The 16,802-nt window shown below is 62.9% G+C and carries 21 protein-coding genes; 7 read left to right on the top strand and 14 right to left on the bottom strand.

Translation table 11 applies throughout. From position 1 onward, the window contains the following. Positions 1-180 precede the first annotated feature (180 nt). The 3 genes from FHX14_RS15035 (at position 181) to FHX14_RS15025 (ending at position 2,874) form a co-directional block, all read left to right on the top strand. Entirely contained in the window at positions 181-666 is a 486-nt protein-coding gene (locus FHX14_RS15035) for a DUF1036 domain-containing protein (protein ID WP_183698198.1), read from the top strand. Beyond that, entirely contained in the window at positions 666-2,105 is a 1,440-nt protein-coding gene (pyk, locus tag FHX14_RS15030) for a pyruvate kinase (protein ID WP_003585763.1), read from the top strand. The genes FHX14_RS15035 and pyk overlap by 1 nt, the downstream gene beginning before the upstream one ends. 133 nt (positions 2,106-2,238) lie before the next feature. Next, positions 2,239-2,874 (top strand): LysE family translocator, encoded by a 636-nt coding sequence (locus FHX14_RS15025; protein ID WP_184377656.1) that lies wholly within the window; start codon positions 2,239-2,241, stop codon positions 2,872-2,874. 8 nt (positions 2,875-2,882) lie between these two features. Here FHX14_RS15025 and FHX14_RS15020 read toward each other — a convergent pair whose 3' ends face one another. From FHX14_RS15020 to FHX14_RS15010, 3 genes are read right to left on the bottom strand one after another with little or no spacing between them, the layout of a single operon-like run. Then, entirely contained in the window at positions 2,883-3,434 is a 552-nt protein-coding gene (locus FHX14_RS15020) for a DUF4865 family protein (protein WP_184377655.1), read from the bottom strand. Continuing rightward, the gene (locus FHX14_RS15015) at positions 3,431-3,835 is read right to left on the bottom strand and encodes a cupin domain-containing protein (protein WP_183698195.1); all 405 of its coding nucleotides are present in this window, start codon (positions 3,833-3,835) and stop codon (positions 3,431-3,433) included. Before FHX14_RS15015 ends, FHX14_RS15020 begins: the two co-directional genes overlap by 4 nt. Further along, complete coding sequence (locus tag FHX14_RS15010) at positions 3,832-4,251, bottom strand: tautomerase family protein (protein WP_184377654.1); 420 nt, start codon at positions 4,249-4,251, stop codon at positions 3,832-3,834. Before FHX14_RS15010 ends, FHX14_RS15015 begins: the two co-directional genes overlap by 4 nt. Before the next feature lie 114 nt (positions 4,252-4,365). Here FHX14_RS15010 and FHX14_RS15005 point away from each other — a divergent pair, with 114 nt between their 5' ends. Beyond that, positions 4,366-5,262 (top strand): LysR substrate-binding domain-containing protein, encoded by an 897-nt coding sequence (locus FHX14_RS15005; RefSeq protein ID WP_184377653.1) that lies wholly within the window; start codon positions 4,366-4,368, stop codon positions 5,260-5,262. A 229-nt stretch (positions 5,263-5,491) separates the two neighbouring features. Continuing rightward, positions 5,492-6,298: a phytanoyl-CoA dioxygenase family protein gene (locus tag FHX14_RS15000; protein ID WP_184377652.1), complete on the top strand. Its 807-nt coding sequence runs from the start codon at positions 5,492-5,494 to the stop codon at positions 6,296-6,298. A 95-nt stretch (positions 6,299-6,393) separates the two neighbouring features. On the opposite strand, the gene FHX14_RS14995 is transcribed toward FHX14_RS15000, so the two are convergent. The 3 genes from FHX14_RS14995 to FHX14_RS14985 form a co-directional block, all read right to left on the bottom strand. Then, entirely contained in the window at positions 6,394-7,368 is a 975-nt protein-coding gene (locus FHX14_RS14995; protein ID WP_003585752.1) for a threonine/serine dehydratase, read from the bottom strand. 122 nt (positions 7,369-7,490) lie between these two features. Beyond that, positions 7,491-9,227, bottom strand: a complete 1,737-nt coding sequence (ggt, locus tag FHX14_RS14990; RefSeq protein WP_003585750.1) for a gamma-glutamyltransferase — start codon at positions 9,225-9,227, stop codon at positions 7,491-7,493. Positions 9,228-9,301: 74 nt separating this feature from the next. After that, on the bottom strand, positions 9,302-10,156 hold the full coding sequence (locus tag FHX14_RS14985) for a helix-turn-helix transcriptional regulator (protein WP_172643232.1): 855 nt from the start codon (positions 10,154-10,156) through the stop codon (positions 9,302-9,304). A gap of 120 nt (positions 10,157-10,276) precedes the next feature. On the opposite strand from FHX14_RS14985, the gene FHX14_RS14980 reads away from it, so the two are divergent. After that, positions 10,277-10,993, top strand: coding sequence for an SDR family oxidoreductase (locus FHX14_RS14980; protein WP_184377651.1), 717 nt, complete (start codon positions 10,277-10,279; stop codon positions 10,991-10,993). Between the two features lie 20 nt (positions 10,994-11,013). Here the strand turns inward: FHX14_RS14980 and FHX14_RS14975 are convergent, their stop codons facing one another. The 6 genes from FHX14_RS14975 to FHX14_RS14950 all read right to left on the bottom strand — a co-directional run bounded on the left by FHX14_RS14975 (position 11,014) and on the right by FHX14_RS14950 (position 14,990). Beyond that, a complete protein-coding gene (locus tag FHX14_RS14975; RefSeq protein ID WP_184377650.1) occupies positions 11,014-12,069 on the bottom strand; it encodes an alpha/beta hydrolase in 1,056 nt (351 codons plus the stop codon). A 116-nt stretch (positions 12,070-12,185) separates the two neighbouring features. Next, entirely contained in the window at positions 12,186-12,800 is a 615-nt protein-coding gene (locus FHX14_RS14970) for a hypothetical protein (protein ID WP_003585742.1), read from the bottom strand. A 110-nt stretch (positions 12,801-12,910) separates the two neighbouring features. Beyond that, entirely contained in the window at positions 12,911-13,036 is a 126-nt protein-coding gene (gene ykgO / locus FHX14_RS14965) for a type B 50S ribosomal protein L36 (protein WP_003566454.1), read from the bottom strand. Between the two features lie 164 nt (positions 13,037-13,200). After that, positions 13,201-14,277, bottom strand: coding sequence for a 5-(carboxyamino)imidazole ribonucleotide synthase (locus FHX14_RS14960; protein ID WP_003585740.1), 1,077 nt, complete (start codon positions 14,275-14,277; stop codon positions 13,201-13,203). After that, positions 14,274-14,768 carry a 5-(carboxyamino)imidazole ribonucleotide mutase gene (gene purE, locus FHX14_RS14955; protein WP_037073830.1) on the bottom strand — a complete coding sequence of 165 codons (495 nt, stop codon included), beginning with the start codon at positions 14,766-14,768 and terminating at the stop codon, positions 14,274-14,276. The genes FHX14_RS14960 and purE overlap by 4 nt, the downstream gene beginning before the upstream one ends. A gap of 18 nt (positions 14,769-14,786) precedes the next feature. Then, on the bottom strand, positions 14,787-14,990 hold the full coding sequence (locus FHX14_RS14950) for a YdcH family protein (RefSeq protein ID WP_003566445.1): 204 nt from the start codon (positions 14,988-14,990) through the stop codon (positions 14,787-14,789). Positions 14,991-15,218: 228 nt separating this feature from the next. Here FHX14_RS14950 and FHX14_RS14945 point away from each other — a divergent pair, with 228 nt between their 5' ends. Then, positions 15,219-15,392: a DUF465 domain-containing protein gene (locus FHX14_RS14945; protein WP_003566443.1), complete on the top strand. Its 174-nt coding sequence runs from the start codon at positions 15,219-15,221 to the stop codon at positions 15,390-15,392. Positions 15,393-15,592: 200 nt separating this feature from the next. Here the strand turns inward: FHX14_RS14945 and FHX14_RS14940 are convergent, their stop codons facing one another. Beyond that, positions 15,593-15,853 carry a metalloregulator ArsR/SmtB family transcription factor gene (locus tag FHX14_RS14940; protein WP_003542830.1) on the bottom strand — a complete coding sequence of 87 codons (261 nt, stop codon included), beginning with the start codon at positions 15,851-15,853 and terminating at the stop codon, positions 15,593-15,595. 158 nt (positions 15,854-16,011) lie between these two features. Continuing rightward, positions 16,012-16,776, bottom strand: coding sequence for a sulfite exporter TauE/SafE family protein (locus FHX14_RS14935; protein WP_003585735.1), 765 nt, complete (start codon positions 16,774-16,776; stop codon positions 16,012-16,014). Between the last annotated feature and the right edge of the window lie 26 nt (positions 16,777-16,802).

The following is a 16,802-nucleotide window of genomic DNA, read 5'->3' as shown; positions in this document are numbered from 1 at the left end:
TTGCGCAGTCGGGCAGTGATCGCATGCGTCCGCGCCAGGTTCAAGCGCCGCAGGCGGACAGAGGTTGAGCAGGACCCCCGACGGGCGGTTTGTGAAAGGAAATATAATCGATTAGCATTGCGTTGACTTTCGCTTGACGGCGGCGCAAGAAGACAAGCATACGAATAACCGTGGAGCTATTTGGGAGCCGTGTTGATCCAAGCCGCGCCAAGTTTCCTCACGCGGTCCGGACCGCTGGTCCGTCTCGCTCTGTTTGCTCTTGCAGCCTGTATGCCGTTCTTCATCGCAGATGCCGCGCGCGCCGATTTTCGCGTCTGCAACGGAACGCAAAATCTCGTCGGCGTGGCGATCGGCTATCGGGCCAAGGACGGCTGGATGACGGAAGGCTGGTGGCAGGTGCCGGCAACGACCTGCGCCGTGTTGATCGAGGGAGAATTGCAGTCGCGTTATTATTACCTCTACGCAGAGGACGCTGCCCGGGGAGGACGATGGACGGGGGACGTGCAGATGTGCGTGGCGGAAAACGAGTTCAAGATCTCGGGTGTGCAGGATTGTTATGCCCGCGGTTACCAGAAGATGGGTTTCAAGGAATATGACACGGGCCGCCAGGGCAGCTGGATGGTCCAACTCTCCGACACCCCAGGGACGCAAGAAAGCCAGAATTGATGAAGCGTAATCGCAAAATTAAAATCCTCGCCACACTCGGGCCCGCCTCCGCTGAGGAATCGATGATCGAGAAGCTGCATCAGGCCGGTGCCGATGTCTTCCGCATCAATATGAGCCATGCGAGCCACGACGTGATGCGTACGCTCATCCAGCGCATCCGCTCGGTCGAGGCGCGCTCCGGCCGGCCGATCGGCATTCTCGCCGACCTGCAGGGGCCGAAACTGCGAGTCGGCAAGTTCGTCGACAGCAAGGTCGACCTGAAACCCGGCCAGACCTTCACGCTCGACAACAACGAAGCGCTCGGCGACCAGAACCGCGTCTATCTGCCGCACCCCGAGATCCTGGAATCGGTGCAGCCCGGCCATCGCCTGCTGATCGACGACGGCAAGCTCGCGCTGCGCGCCGAAAAATGCGATGGCAAGAGCATCGTTACCACCGTTATTTCGGGCACCCGCATCTCCGACCGCAAGGGCGTCAGCCTTCCCGACACGCTGCTCGGCGTCGGCGCGCTGACGGACAAGGATCGCGCCGATCTCGACGCGGTGCTCGCCACCGACGATGTCGACTGGGTGGCGCTATCCTTCGTCCAGCGCCCGGACGACCTTGCCGAAGTGCGCAAGATCGCCCGCGGCCGTGTCGGCCTGATGTCGAAGATCGAAAAGCCGCAGGCTCTTGAGCGTATCGAGGAAATCATCGAGCTTTCCGACGCCTTGATGGTCGCCCGCGGCGATCTCGGCGTCGAAATGCCGCTCGAATCTGTTCCCGGCATCCAGAAGCAGTTGATCCGCGCCTGCCGCCGTTCGGGCAAGCCGGTGGTCGTCGCCACGCAGATGCTGGAATCGATGATCTCGGCGCCGGTGCCGACGCGCGCGGAAGTTTCCGACGTCGCAACCGCCGTCTTCGAAGGCGCCGATGCCGTCATGCTCTCGGCCGAGTCGGCCTCGGGCGACTATCCGGTCGAAGCCGTTTCGACCATGGCGTCGATTGCCACCGCCATCGAGCGCGAGCCGCATTATCCGGGCATCATCTATGCCCAGCGCGCCCAGCCGGAAGCAACCGGTGCGGATGCGATCTCGCTCGCTGCGCGCCAGATCGCCGAGACGCTGAAGCTGTCTGCAATCGTCTGTTACACTTCGTCGGGCACGACAGGCCTTCGCGCCTCGCGTGAACGTCCGCAGGTGCCGATCCTGGCGCTGTCGCCGATCATCAAGACGGCACGCCGCCTTGCCGTCGTCTGGGGCCTGCATTGCGTCGTCACGCATGACGCGACCGATCTCGACGACATGGTCAACCGCGCCTGCCGCATCGTCGCCGACGAAGGCTTCGGCAAGCCCGGCGACCGCATCATCATTTCGGCCGGTGTGCCGCTCGGCACACCAGGCGCCACCAATATGATCCGCATCGCCTATATCGGCTCCGACGGCCAGAGCGGCATCTGATCCGATCGTATCCCTCCGAAAGCCCGCCGCCTCAAAACAGGCGGCGGGCTTTTTCGTTGATAACCCGCCATTGCCAAGGGCGGCGGTGCATGCAAGTTTCCTTCCCTATAGCGCTCGGTTCGGAGGGATCTTCATGGATATCGTTACGCTCATGGCTTTTGCAGCCGTTTCCTTTGTCGGCATCGCCACGCCGGGGCCGACAGTGCTGCTGGCGCTGACCAACGGTTCGCGGCATGGCCTGCGCCGGGCAATGGCCGGCATGATCGGTGCGATCCTCTCCGATTTCGTGTTGATCGGCGCCGTGGCGGTCGGGCTCGGCGCACTGTTGGCGGCATCGGAATTCTGGTTCTCGATGCTGAAATGGGCCGGTGCTGCCTATCTCGCCTTTCTCGGCATCATGCTGCTGCGCTCGAAGGGCGGGATCGATGCGGCGTTGAAAGCAGGTGCGCCGGTGGGGGCGACGTCGACTTTCTCGATCGGGCTGAAGAGCTTCATGGTCGCGGCGACCAATCCGAAGGGTTATCTATTCTTCTCGGCCTTCCTGCCGCAATTCATCGATCCGGCGCTGCCGCAGGCAACGCAATATGCGCTGCTCGCGCTCACCTTTGCCGTGCTCGATTTCCTCATCATGTTCGGCTACGCGTTCTTCGGCTCGCAGGCGGTGCGGTTCCTGAAAACCTCGGGCGCCCTATGGCTGGAGCGCGCCTGCGGCGGCGCGCTGCTGGCGCTTGCCGGCTCGCTCGCCTTCTATCGCCGGGCCACTGTTTAAGGTCAGGCTTAAGGCAGGGATAGGTGACCGACGCGATAGGCCTGCATGTGCTCAGCGCTCTCGGGGATTTCTCGCCATAGCCTGAAGCGCACCCGTGTCCATGTCGTCGGCTCGAAACCGCGGATGGAGGCGAGGGCGCCGCCGGCCCGAACCTCGGCTTCAGCCTCAGCGCTTTCGGCGTGGCGGATATCGGCAAGCGGCGCATACGGCTCCATTTGCAGGATCTCGCGGGTGGCAAACCTGGCTGCGGCAATATCGGGCGAGATATTTGCCTGCCAGACGATCCAGGTTTTTACCTGCGGCCAGCCGAAGGCGCCGGCGAGCGTTTGGAAAGCGGGGCCGCAGAGGAAGTCGCTTGCCCCTTCCGGCTTTTGCCAGAGGTAGAAGGGCGCATAGAGATTGTCGCGGCTGGCGAATTCGCCTTGGCGGGCGCTTAGATAGGCCTTGAAACCGAGATTCGGGAAACCGTCGAGCAGCGGTCCCTTGTCGCGGATGCGCCGGTCGATGACCGACATGTCGTAATCGGCGGGCAGGGTGAAGCTATATTGCATGGCGATCATGACCGGGCCTCCACCGGCTGCAGCCATTCGACGATGCTGCCGTTTTCCGTTGCCTGAATGCTGAGATAGCCGAAGGGACTGTCATCGGCCGCGCCATGCCAGTGGCACTCGCCGGCCGCAAACCAGACGGCGTCGCCGGCACGCAGTTCCGCGACGGGACCACCCTCGCTCTGCGCCAGCCCATGCCCCGAAAGCACATAGAGCAACTGGCCTCGAGGGTGCGTATGCCAGCGGGTGATGGTGCCAGGATCGAGTGTGGCGCGCATGGCCGTGTTTTCGCCATCGGCGCTGCCTTCGAGCAGCATCTCGACCCAGAAAGGCGCCGTCGCGACACCCTCCGGCGAGCGCACCGCCCTGCCGGGGCGGCTGACCGTCATGGCCTTCGGGTTCGAAGCGCTCATCTTTGGCCTCCTGCCACCCGCAGCCGCCAGTCGGGGTCGGTCATCTGGGCGATGCCGTTGCCGAAGGACCAGTCTTCCGGGGCGCTGGTGCTGATGACGATCATCACATCCTCGGGCCGCAGGCCCGGCGATTGGCCCAGCAGATCGGCGAGCCGCCGATAGAGCGCTGCCTTCATCTCGGCCGTGCGGGGTCGGCCGATGGTGATCGAGATATAGACGAAATCAGCGGAGCGCGGCCCAGCAAGATAACTGCTGTCGAAGATCAGCTCGTTCTCATCATGCTGATGGATGGCCTGAAAGCGGTCGTTTTCCGGCACGTCGAAGGTTTCGACCAGGGCGCGCTGGATGGTGTCGGCGAGTGCCGTAAGATACTCCGGCGACTTGCCTTTGCGAAGGGAAATGCGAACGAAGGGCATCGGGATCTCCATGGTTCGGGCCGTCGTCGGCCTTGACAACAGCACCATCGCACGCCACGATGATGCCGAAAATCAGAATTTCATGAACAGATGGTCCTGAAAAATGGGATTATGATGCGACGGACGATCTTCGATCTCGATGTGCTTCGAAGCTTTTCGACCGGCATGGAGCTCGGCAATTTCGCCAAGGCGGCCGAAAAACTCGGACGTTCCACCTCGGCAGTGAGCGCGCAGCTGAAGAAGCTGGAGGAGCAGGCGGGCACGCCGATCTTCCGCAAGGCCGGGCGCGGGCTGGCGCTGACCGATGCCGGTGAGACGATGCTCGGTTATGCCAGGCGGTTGCTGGAGTTGAACGACGAGGCGGCGGCGGCCGTGCACAGCATCGAGCTGGAAGGCTGGGTGCGGCTTGGCCTGCAGGAGGATTTTGGCGAGACCCTGCTGCCGGAGGTGCTCGGCCGCTTTGCACGCGCGCATCCGAAGGTCCGCGTCGAGGCGCGGGTGGTGCGCAATGTCGAACTGCTTGAGCGCGTCACCTCAGGCAAGCTTGATCTGGCGCTCGCCTGGAGCGACGGCACGGCGACGGCGCATTGTGAGCGCATCGGCGAGGTGCCGATGCGCTGGATCGGGCCTGCCGAGAGATCGCCCGACTGGCATGCGGCAAGTGGCGAGCCGATACCGCTCGCCTCGCTGGAGGCGCCATGCCTGATGCGCAGTGCGGCGACCCGGGCACTTGACGAAGCCGGCATTTCCTGGCGTCTCGCCTTCGTCAGCTCCAGCCTTGGCGGTCTCTGGGCAGCGGCGGCCGCGGGCCTCGGCATCACTATCCGCACACCGATCGGATTGCCGGCAAAGGTCCGGCCGCTGGCGCCGGAGACGATCGGCTTGCCTGATTTGCCGAAGCTCGGGCTGGTCCTGCATCGGGCCGAAGCCGAACCGCAGCCGGCGGCGGCCCGGCTTGCCGAGCTCGTGCTGCAGTCGGTGAATGGCGCGCTTCGCGGGACGGCGGCCTGACATTGCCGCATTGACCCTTCGATCGCGTGGCTATAGCTTCGGACTGCTATGAAGACGATCACTCTCAATATCGCTACGGCCTTCTTCTTGAGCCTTTAAAGCTCTGCCTTCGGGCATCGGAAGATGCGGTCGCTTGCCAGCCTTCGCGGCTGGCGCGTTGCCGTTGGTGCAACCACCCTGCATCTGGCCAAGGAAAGAGCCGGCAGGATTGGCGATAGAGAGATATTTCATGACATCAAATGTTATCCCGCCGGCGCTGAGCGCCGCGCAGATCGAGCAATTTATCGAGGACGGCTTTATCCGGATCGATGAGGCTTTTCCCCGCGATCTGGCCGAGGAAGCTCAAGCCATCATGTGGCGCGATATTCCCTTCGATGCGGATGATCCAAGGACATGGACGCAGCCAGTCGTGTGGCTTGCCGGTTATGGTGGCGGCCCGTTCGAGAAAGCCGTCAACACACCGATATTGCATTCGGCGTTCGACCAGCTTGTCGGCAAAGGGCGCTGGGAGCCACGCACCGGGCTTGGCAGTTTCCCGGTGCGCTTTCCCCATCCGGACGATCCCGGCGATGCCGGCTGGCATGTCGATCTGAGCTTTCCCGGTGGGGGTTCCGATCCGAACGAGCAGCGGGACTTTTCCGCCTGGCGGGTGAATATCACCTCGCGCGGACGGGCGCTGCTGATGCTTTTCCTGTTCTCGGATGTCGAGGAAGAGGATGCGCCGACCCGCATCCGTATCGGCTCACACAAGGATGTCGCGCGCCTTCTGGCACCGGCGGGCGAAGCGGGTATGGCCCATCTCAGGCTGGAGCATGTCGGTGAAGACCGGCCGTTGGCCTTGGCGACCGGGCAGGCAGGCACGGTCTATCTGTGCCATCCTTTCCTGATCCATGCAGCGCAAAAGCATCGCGGCAAGGAACCGCGCTTCATGGGGCAGCCCGGCCTTGCACCCTCCGAACCGCTCCGGCTCGAGCGCGAGGACGGCGTCTATTCGCCGGTCGAGATGGCAATCCGCCGGGCGCTTCAAGCCATCTGACGGCCAAATGCGGCATTCGGCTCGAGAGAGCCGGATGCCTCACGACCTGCATTTGTTATCGGGGCTTCCGCGCGGCGGGCTGCCTCACGATGCCCTCAGCCGAAGCGTTCCAGCGCCATGGCGAAGATGTCGGCATCGACATTGCCGCCGGAGGTGACGGCGACCACCGTGTCGCTTTCCAGCGCCTCGCCATGGAAGAGGGCGGCGGCGAGCGCCACCGCGCCGCCGGGCTCGACGACGATCTTCAGCCTGACGAAGGCGAGCGCCATGGCGCGTAGCGCCTCCTCGTCGGTGACGACGATGCCGGCGCCGGCGAGGCGCTTGAGGATCGGGAAGGTGATATTTCCGGGCTGCGGCGTGACGATCGCATCGCAGATCGAGCCTGATATTGCCACGTTGCGCTCGATGCTGCCCGAAGCAAGCGAGCGGGCGGTGTCGTCGAAATCCTTGGGCTCGCAGGGGCGGACGCGAAAACCGGGGGCGCTGGCTTCAAGCGCGAGCGCGATGCCGGAGGCCAATCCGCCGCCGCCGCAGGGCACGAGGACTTCGGCTGATGTCACGCCTTCCTCTTCCGCCTGCTCGGAGATTTCGAGGCCGGTGGTGCCCTGGCCGGCGATGACAAGCGGTTCGTCGAAGGGCTTGATCAGCGTCAGGCCGCGCTCGGCCGACAGTCTCGCGCCGATCTCGTCGCGGTCCTCGTTGACACGGTCGTAGAGCACCACTTCGGCGCCGAAGGCGCGGGTATTGGCGATCTTCAGCTTCGGCGCGTCGCTCGGCATGATGATGACGGAGGGCACATTGTGCAGCTTGGCGGCAAGGGCGACACCCTGGGCATGGTTGCCGGAGGAGAAGGCGATAACGCCCTTCGAGCGTATCACCGGATCGAGGCCGGAGACGGCCGACCAGCCGCCGCGAAACTTGAACGAGCCGGAATGCTGCAGGCATTCCGCCTTCACGAACAGGCGCCGGCCGGCGATTTCGTTCAGGAAGGGAGAGGAGAGAAGCGGCGTGCGCCTCGCATGACCGCGCAGACGGGCGCGGGCGGCGACAATCATTTCAATGCTGGCCATTCGGGAATCGTCCTGCTTGCGGGTTCGCTCATGCTTAGGGCGCGGCCAGCCATTTGTGAACGGCGACTTTGTCACCGTGACATGAATGGCCCGTCGCATTTGTCGCCCGCTGCTGGCGATCGTCAGTAGCCGCTCGCCGAACCCTCCGCCGCGCGGCTGTCCATGGCGCCGTTATACCGCGCACCGCCGCCCTTTTCGATGGCGGTGAGGCTTTTGCCGCCGACGAGGATGCCGGCGGCCTGGCCCCAGAGCGGTGCGTCATTGCCGCCATCGAAGCTGTAGCCCATGGCGGCGAGGGTCTTTTCCGTATCGGGCGAAATTGCATAAGGTTCGAGATAGACCTTATCGGGCTGCCATTGGTGGTGGATACGCGGCGCATTCACCGCCTGGCTGATATCCATGCCGAAATCGACCACGTTGAGGATCGCCTCCAGCGTGATGGTGATGATGCGTGAGCCGCCGGGGCTGCCGATCACCATGAAAGGCTTGCCGTCCTTGGTGACGATCGTCGGGCTCATCGAGGAGAGCGGTGTCTTCTTCGGAGCGATGGCATTCGCCTCGCCCTGGACGAGGCCATAAAGGTTCGGCACGCCGGGCTTGGAGGTGAAGTCGTCCATCTCGTTGTTGAGCAGGACGCCGGTGCCGGGTGCTACGACGGCGGCGCCGAAGGAGCCGTTCAGCGTATAGGTGACGGCGACCGCATTGCCCTCGTCGTCGATGATCGAATAATGCGTCGTCTCGGTGCTTTCCTTGCCGCCGAGCGGTTTGAGGTTGGCCGACGTGCCGGCCTTGTAGGGATCGATCTTGGCGGCGATCTCCTTGGCATAGGTCTTGTCGATGAGCTTTGCGACCGGGTTCTCCACGAAATCGGGATCGCCGAGCGCAGCGTTGCGGTCGACATAGGCATAGCGCATGGCCTCGACCATCACATGCACGGTTTCGGCCGAGCCGTAGCCCAGGTAGGAAATCGGATAACCTTCGAGAACGTTGAGGATCTCGCAGATGATGACGCCGCCGGAGGAAGGTGGCGGCGAGGAGATGATGTCGTAACCGCGATAATTGCATTCGACCGGCTTCAACTCGCGCACGGCATATTGCTCGAAATCTTGCCTGGCGAGGATGCCGCCCTTAGCCTGGCTTGCCTTGACGATCGCTTCGGCGGGCGCGGCCTTGTAGAAGGCGTCAGGACCTTTTTCCGATATGGCCGCCAGGACCGCGGCAAGGTCGGGCTGCTGGAGTTTTTCGCCCGATGCATAGGCTTTGCCATCGGGTTTCAGGAAAATCTTCGCCGCCGCCTCGTCCTTGGCGAGGCGCTTGGCGCTGCCGGCGAAACTTGCGGCATCGCCCTGTTCCAGCGTGTAGCCTTCCCTGGCGAAGCGAAGCGCCGGCGCGATCAGATCCTGGCGCGGCTTTGTGCCGTATTTCTCGCGTGCGGTTTCGAAGCCCATCACGGAGCCGGGAACGCCGACGGCAAGATAGCCGTCGAGGCTGGCGCGCGGCACGATATCGCCCTTGGCATCGAGATACATGGTCTTCGTGGCGGCAAGGGGCGCGCGTTCGCGGAAATCGAGGAAGGTCTTGGTGCCGTCCTTCAGGCGAATGGTCATAAAGCCGCCGCCCCCGAGATTGCCGGCCGAGGGATAGACGACCGCCAGCGCATAACCAACGGCAACGGCTGCATCGACGGCATTGCCGCCGCCCTTCAGCACCTCGACGCCGACATCGGTCGCCAGATGCTGGGCGGTGACGACCATGCCGTGCTCGGCCTCGACAGGCGCGGGCGAGGCGGCGAAAACAGAGGTCAGGCTCAGCGACAGTGCCGATATGACCGAGATCGTCCCGATATGCAGGCGGCCCATGATTTCCCCTCCTATGGACAATGATGGAAAACATATGGGGCCGCGACGGCCCGAGGCAATGCAAGGGTTTGGCTTTAGGCAAGAAGCTCGGCGAGTTTCCGGTTGGTGTCCTCGTCATCCAGCGGCGTATAGACGACGAGCTTCATCTCCGGCCGGTTCGTCAGTGTCAGCCCCGTATGCTCGAAGCACATGCGGCCTTTAACCGGATGATCGATGCGTTTGATACCCGACAGCGGGCTGACGACCTCGTGGCGCTGCCACCAGTCACGAAATTCAGAGCTTGCCTGTTGCAGCAGCGCGATCAGTCGCTCGAAATCCGGATCACCGGCATAACGTGCGCTGTCGGCGCGAAACATCGCCAGCGAGACGCGGGCAACCGCCTCCCAATCGACGAGCAGCCGGCGATGCGCCGGGTCGGCGAAGAGGCGATGCATGGTGTTGCGCTGGTCACGGTCGAGCGTGTCATAACCGCCGAAGAGTACTTCGGCGGCGCGGTTCCAGCCGAGCACATCCCACCGGCGGCCAAGCACATAGGCCGGTTGGTGGGTGAGGTTGGCGAGCATGCGCTGCAGCGGTTCGTCGACGCATTCGGGCGCGCTGGATACTGTCTGCGCGATCTGGCGGTCGTTGAGGGTGAAGAGATGTTGACGCTCGGCCTCGTCGAGACGCAGCGCATCGGCAAGGGCATTGAGCACCTGTGCCGAGGCGCGGACATCGCGGCCCTGTTCCAGCCATGTGTACCAGGTGGTGCCGACGCCGGCGAGCATGGCGAGTTCCTCCCGCCGCAGACCTGGCGTGCGCCGGCGAAAACCTTTCGGCAAGCCGACTTCGGACGGCGCCAGCCGCTCGCGACGAGAACGCAGGAAGGCTGCAAACTCACGGCGGCGGGCTTCGAATGTGTCGGCTCTCTGGTCCATGCCGGGGATCATATCAGTATCGATACCAGGATAAAAATGGAACTGTTTGACGTTTCCAGGCGGCGCATGATGCAGGCGCCGCGGGTGATTGAAGCGCCTGCGGCTAGACTAATCTAATCAAGGAACAGCATCATGTCTTTACAGCATGTCGTCGTCATCGGCGGGTCTTCCGGTATCGGCTTTGCCACGGCGAAATTACTTTTAAAACAGGGATATACGGTCACCATTGCGGGCCGCGACGGCGAGAAGCTTGCCGCGGCGAAAGCATCACTCGACGGCGATCTGCGGAGCCTCGTGCTTGATGCGGCGAAGGTATCGGCACTCGGCGAGGCTTTTGCCGGGATCGGCGCGTTCGGTCATCTGGTGCTGGCCATGGGCAGCGGTCACGGTGCCGGACCTTTTGCTACACTCGATATGGCGGATCTGCTCGCCGGGTTCCAGACCAAGCTCATTCCGCATGCCGCGGCAGCCCAGGCAGCATTGCCGCTACTGCAGCCGGGCGGCAGCATCACTTTCGTTTCGGCGGTCAGTGCGCAGGCCGCGATGCCCGGTACGGCTGGGCTTGCTGCCGTCAATGCCGGCATCGAGGCGATGGTGCCGGTGCTGGCCGCCGAATTGAAGCCGCTGCGGGTTAACGGCGTCTCACCGGGGGTCGTCGATACGCCGTGGTGGAGTTTCCTGCCGTCGGAGCAGCGCGGCAGCGTCTTTGCGGACTTCGCCAGCCGCACACCGGTCGGTCGCGTCGGCAGGCCGGAGGATATCGCGGAGGCGATCGTCTTTCTGATCGGAAACGGCTTCATGAGTGGCCACGTCATCACCTGCGACGGCGGTGTGCGTCTAAGCGCCTGATGAAACTCGAGCCACAGAGGTCATGCGCCGCGAAGGGCGCCTGCCCGCAACGACGGCGCGGCTGTAAGCGTCCGATCGTGTAATGCGGCGGCGAGCCTCTCTTCGGCCCGGCGGGCGATCGCCTGAAGGTCGCGCGGCATGCCGGCGATCTTCTCGATGGCGGCGATGGCGACATCGGTTGCGAGATAATCCGGCTTGTGGCCCACGCCGCGAACGGTGATGAGTTCGGAGCCCGCTATGTCGCGAGCCAGGCCGCGCGAATGCAGGTGCTCCCAGACGATCTCGTCGCTGTCGCCTGTGACGATGACGGTCGGCGCGGTGATCTGAGAATAGCGCGGCGACTGTTCCCTCACATAGGCAAGCAGTCTCTTGAAATCGGCGGCATTGTTGTGGAAAGCGTCGGGTCGCAGCACCAGCGACGGACCGGTCTTTTCGATGTAATCGGCCGGGCGCGGATTGGGGTGGAAGACGTTCCGCGTGCCGCGCTCCAGCCGGCTCAGCCCGAGCGGCACGACGATCGCGTGGTTGAAGAGCCAGCCGAGGACCGGCACAGTTGCGACGTGATAATACCAGTCGATGCCGCCCGGCCAGGGGTGGGTGGCGGGGGCGAGGAAGAGCAGGCCCAAGGTCTTATCGGGATGGCGCAGGCCGAAAGCGGCGGTGATCGCGCCGCCGAAGGAATGGCCGACGATGATAGCTTTTTCGATGCCGCGCTTTTCCATCAGTCTGGCGATCGCATCGGCCTGGCCGGAAGGGACAGCGTTATCAGGGCCGCCGCGTTCGGAATAACCGTGCCCGGGACGATCGACGAACAGCATTTCCGCCCGGCCTTCGAGTGCGGCGCGGAAGGCGACGACCTGGTCGAGCAGATTGCCGCTGGCGCCGTGAATGAAGACGAGGGCCGGCAGGTCGGCGCCTTCGGAGCGCTCGATATGGACGGCATTCATGCGGTAGCCGCCGACATCCGTCAGTTCGCCGATATTCGGATAGGTCTGTTCGAACTGCCGCGCCTTGTAGGAGGAGTAGCCGATGGCGGCGGCGAGCGGGGCGAGAAGAGCGGAAACTTCTGCAAGCATGATCTTAACGGGCGATAGTTGCGGCGGTTTTGCCGAGAGCGGACGCGCGGCGTCGTTTCTCGTTTAAAGTTCTAAATTGCGCGGCTTGGCCGGAGGTCAAGATCGACGCCCGAGGATCAGGTGCGGTTTCCGGCGAGTTTTTCCGCAAGCGTGTTGACCTGTTCCTGCGCGGTGCGTTCGGCGGGGTAGATGTCAAGAAAACGCTCCCAGGCCTTCAAGGTCAGCTGGTCGTTGCCGGAATTGCTGAGGATCGCCGCCATGCCGGAGAGCGCGCCGAAATGGCGCGGCTCGAGATCGAGCACCCGTTCGATATCGGACATCGACTTGCGATAATTGCCCATGACGAAGTTCAGAGTCGCGCGGCGGTTCCAGCTTTCGGCATAATCGGGTTTCAGCGCGATCGCCTCGTCAAGGAAATCGAGGGCGGCGGGATTGCGCTTTTCCTCGATCGCCTTGTCGGCCCACTGCATCAGCAGATTGATGGTGGCACTGCCGGAATCGTTCCATTCCATGCGGATCTCATTGGCGATGCCGCTGGCTTTGTCGGGGTCGCGCTCGCGTTTCAGCTGGCTGAAGAGCTGGTCGAGGTGTTGTTTCGGCGAATTGGTGACATCCGCCTGCTCGACAATAACGTCCTTTTCCGCGGCCGTGGCGGGAAAGGAGGCTGTGAAGAAGATGAGGGCGAGCGGCAGCGCCGCTGACGTCAAAGCAAAAAAGCGCATGGCGGACATATTAGCCCGCCAACGCCGAAGATCAAACAAATTTGACGTGATCACCGCAGCGACCCACCGGATATCTGCCGGCGCAAACTGCGCGGGCGAAGCGATCCGGGTGCGCGAAATCAGCCCTGACGGGCCTTGAAGCGCGGGTTCAGCTTGTTGATGATGTAGATGCGACCCTTGCGGCGAACCAGACGGTTGTCACGGTGGCGAGCCTTGAGCGACTTGAGCGAATTCTTGATCTTCATTTTTCTGATCCGCGATCTCTATGGGGGAATTCACATTCGCCCGTATCTTTAACAATCAAAAGCGCGCCATCGGGCGCGCTGTTTAGGTGGGGGAGCAGATACCCCGTCACCTTTTCCGTGTCAACCGCATGACGGTGTTTTTCCCAAGGCGAAGCTGTGTTTTCTCAGGCCAAAACCGGCGATTTCGGCGTCAAGGTGGTGACATGGCCCATCTTGCGGCCGGGACGCCATTCCGTCTTGCCGTAGAGATGAACCAGGGTATCGGGGCGTTGCAGCCAGTCGGGAACGGCCAGGATATCGTCGCCGATCAGGTTCTGCATGACGCAGTCGGAATGCCGCTCGGCATTGCCGATCGGCAGGCCTGTGACGGCGCGGATATGCTGCTCGAACTGGCTGACGACGCAGGCGGCCTCCGTCCAGTGGCCGGAATTGTGGACACGCGGCGCCATCTCGTTGGCAATCAGGCCGCCATCGGCAAGCACGAAGAATTCGATGCCGATGACGCCGACATAGTTCAATGCTGCAAGGATCTTTTCGGCCGATCGGCGCGCGGCGTCCGCCGTCGCCGGCGAGATCGCCGCCGGAACCGTTGAGGTGTGAAGGATGCCGTTGCGATGGACATTCTCGGCGGGATCGAAGCAGACGACCGTGCCGTCCGTGGCGCGGGCGGCGATGATCGAGACCTCGCGTTCGAAGGCGACGAAACTTTCGAGGATCAGCGGCACGGCGCCGAGCGCGGCATAGGCGCCATCAGCGCTGTCGGCGGCTGAACGGAAAACCCTCTGGCCCTTGCCGTCATAACCGAGACGGCGCGTCTTCAGCACGCCCTGGCCGCCGAAATCCCGGAGTGCCGCCTCAAGATCGGCCTGGCTGTCGATCGCATGGAAGCGGGCGGTTGATATGCCGCAATCATTCAGGAAGCGCTTTTCGACCAGGCGGTCCTGGGCGGCCTCCAGCGCCTTCGGCGGCGGATAGACGGGAATGCTTGCCGAAAGCGCCTCGGCGGCTGAGACGGGCACGTTCTCGAATTCGTAAGTGACGACATCGCAGACATCGGCGAGTTCGGCCAGGGCCGCCGGATCGTCATAGGCGGCGGTGATCTGCCGGTTGGCGAGCTGGGCGGCCGGGCAGTCGGCCTGCGGCTCGAGAATGACCGTGCGAAAATTCAGCCTGGCAGCGGCAATGGCCAGCATGCGGCCGAGCTGGCCGCCGCCGATGATACCGATCGTTCTTGCCGTCATAGGTCGTCCATCGGGTATTCGGCGACGGCAGCACTCTGGCGCTCGCGCCACTCGTCGAGCCGGTCGGCGACTTCTTCGTCGGAAAGGGCAAGCACGGCGGCGGCGAGAAGGGCGGCGTTGACCGCGCCGGCCTTGCCGATGGCGAGCGTGCCGACAGGAATGCCGGCTGGCATCTGCACGATGGAAAGAAGGCTGTCCTGGCCGGACATGGTTTTGGACTGGACCGGCACGCCGAAAACCGGCAGCGGCGTCATCGATGCGGCCATTCCAGGCAGGTGGGCGGCGCCGCCGGCGCCGGCGATGATGACCTTGAAGCCCTCGGCCCGTGCACCCTTGGCAAAATTGACCAGCCGGTCGGGTGTGCGGTGCGCCGAAATGATGCGCGCATCATAAGGGATTTCCAGCGCCTCCAGCGTGTCGGCGGCGTTCTTCATGGTCTCCCAGTCGGACTGGCTGCCCATGATGATGGCGACGGACGGTCGGTCTGTCATCATTTGTCGCTATCCCCCTCAGGCGATGATGTCAGGGATGATCTGATCTTCCAGCTTCGAAAGCCTGTCCTTGATGACGAGCTTCTTCTTCTTCATGCGCTGGATCCGCAGAGCATCGCACCCGATCTGGATCATGGCGTTGATCGCGGCGTCGAAATCCTCGTGCTCCTGGCGCAGCCGCGCCACGGTGAGCCTGATTTCCGCCTGTTCCTGATCGGCCATATGCATTCCCCGTTATCGTCCCCGGACCTTGTCCGATCTGCCGATGATTTCCGCAAGCTCCTATCACCAAATACGGGTAACGGCTAGTTAGTCTTGATCATGAAATTGCCATCCAGTCTTCATCTTTTGGCCTTCGACAAGCCTTCAAAAATATGTCACAGTCCGCCGCGTTGACACCTTGATCCCCGACGATGTTGGCCGGGGAGGGTAAGAGGAAGGAAGGGTCAAATGACAGTTCAAGCTCATCTTGAATCACTCCAGAAAAAGCATGTCGCTCTTGAAGAGGAGCTGCACGCGCTCAGAACAGCTCCCTCTATCTCCGATACGGAAATTGCCGAATGCAAGCGCCGCAAGCTGCGCATCAAGGACGAGATCATGCGTCTCAAGTCATCCGTCCACTGATCTTCCCAAGGGTCGCCGGTCGATCATCTTGCGAAAGAAAAGGTAAATCCATCCATTCCGCCTGAAATCAGCAAGACCCGGTGATTTTACACCAGAATTGCGCCAGCCCGATGCCAGCGGCATCGCGGCTGGCGCTTTTGCGAGTGTCGCGCTTCAAGTCACATCCATATGAGGGGCGGGGCTGTAATTGTGAGCCTGCTTCAAGCCCAGAACTGATCCAGCCATAGATTGAGCTTGTCGAAACCGCGGTTGTTGACCGTGTAGATGCGTTTCGTGCCTTCCGAGGTCACCGAGACGAGGTTGCTGTCGAGCAGCGCCTTCAGGTGCTGCGACACGGCGGGGCGGCTGATCGGCAGGCCCTCGGCGAGTTCGTTGACGGTCCGCGGCGCACGACGCAATTCCTCCAGCAGAAAACGCCGGTTCGGATCGGCAATCGCAGAGAAGGGGTCCGTGTTCGACATAGCGGGAAAGCTACGTCAAACCGGCCGTTCCAGCAAGGAAATTGTGCATTGCAGCGTACTACGGCGTTGCAGTCTTTCAGACGCGCCAAGAATGGTTACACTTAGCATTGCTGCATTAGCTCGGTTCCGATTGAAGGAATTACTCAGCACGGCCGCCCTTACCAGCCAAGACCCTCGCGCACGATCAGGAAGGCGGCGATCAGGGCCATCGCATACATGAACGGATAGAAGATTGCCGGCTTCATGCGGCGCACACACCAGGCGCCGGCAAGGGTGGCGAGCGGGGCGAAGGGCAGGAGTGTTGCGGAGGTCGCCAGATTCTGGGTGTCGAGCTGGCCGAGTGCGAAATAGGGAATGAGCTTGATGGCGTTGAGGATCGCGAAGAAGCGCACGCTGGTACCGGTATATTCGCGTGGCTGCAGCTTGAGCGGCAGGGCATAGATCTGAAAAGGTGCGCCTCCCGCATGGGCGACGAAACTGCCGTAGCCGGAAAATGTACCCCAAAGGCCGGCGGCAACCGGCCGCTGGCCGCGCGGCGGGACGATCTTGCCGGCGCCCGGGCCATAATTGTTCCAGAAATAGCGCAGGCAGAAGAGGATGGTCACAGCGCCGATGACAATGCGCAGCATGTTGCCCGGAACGAGCGCCGAGGTCGCCCAGCCCAGCGCGATGCCGAAGACTGCGCCCGGCAGCATGATCTTCAGCGTTGCCCAGTCGCCGTGCTGGCGCCAGATGACGAGCGAGATCATGTCCATAAAGACCAGGATCGGCAGCAAGATGGCCGCCGCCTCGACCGGCGAGACGACGAGAGCGAGGAAGGGAAGGCCGATCAGCGACAAAGCGTCGCCCATACCGCCCTTCGCGAGGCCCACCAGCAGAACCGCGGGCACGGCGGCATAGTAGAATGATAAATCCTGCGGCATGCTTTCGACGTCCTCCTCTTGCAAGC

This window comes from Rhizobium sp. BK619 (genome assembly GCF_014195245.1).
GTDB lineage: Bacteria > Pseudomonadota > Alphaproteobacteria > Rhizobiales > Rhizobiaceae > Rhizobium > Rhizobium acidisoli.
Note: the sequence above shows the minus strand (reverse complement) of the source record. Positions and strands in the feature narration are given on the sequence as shown.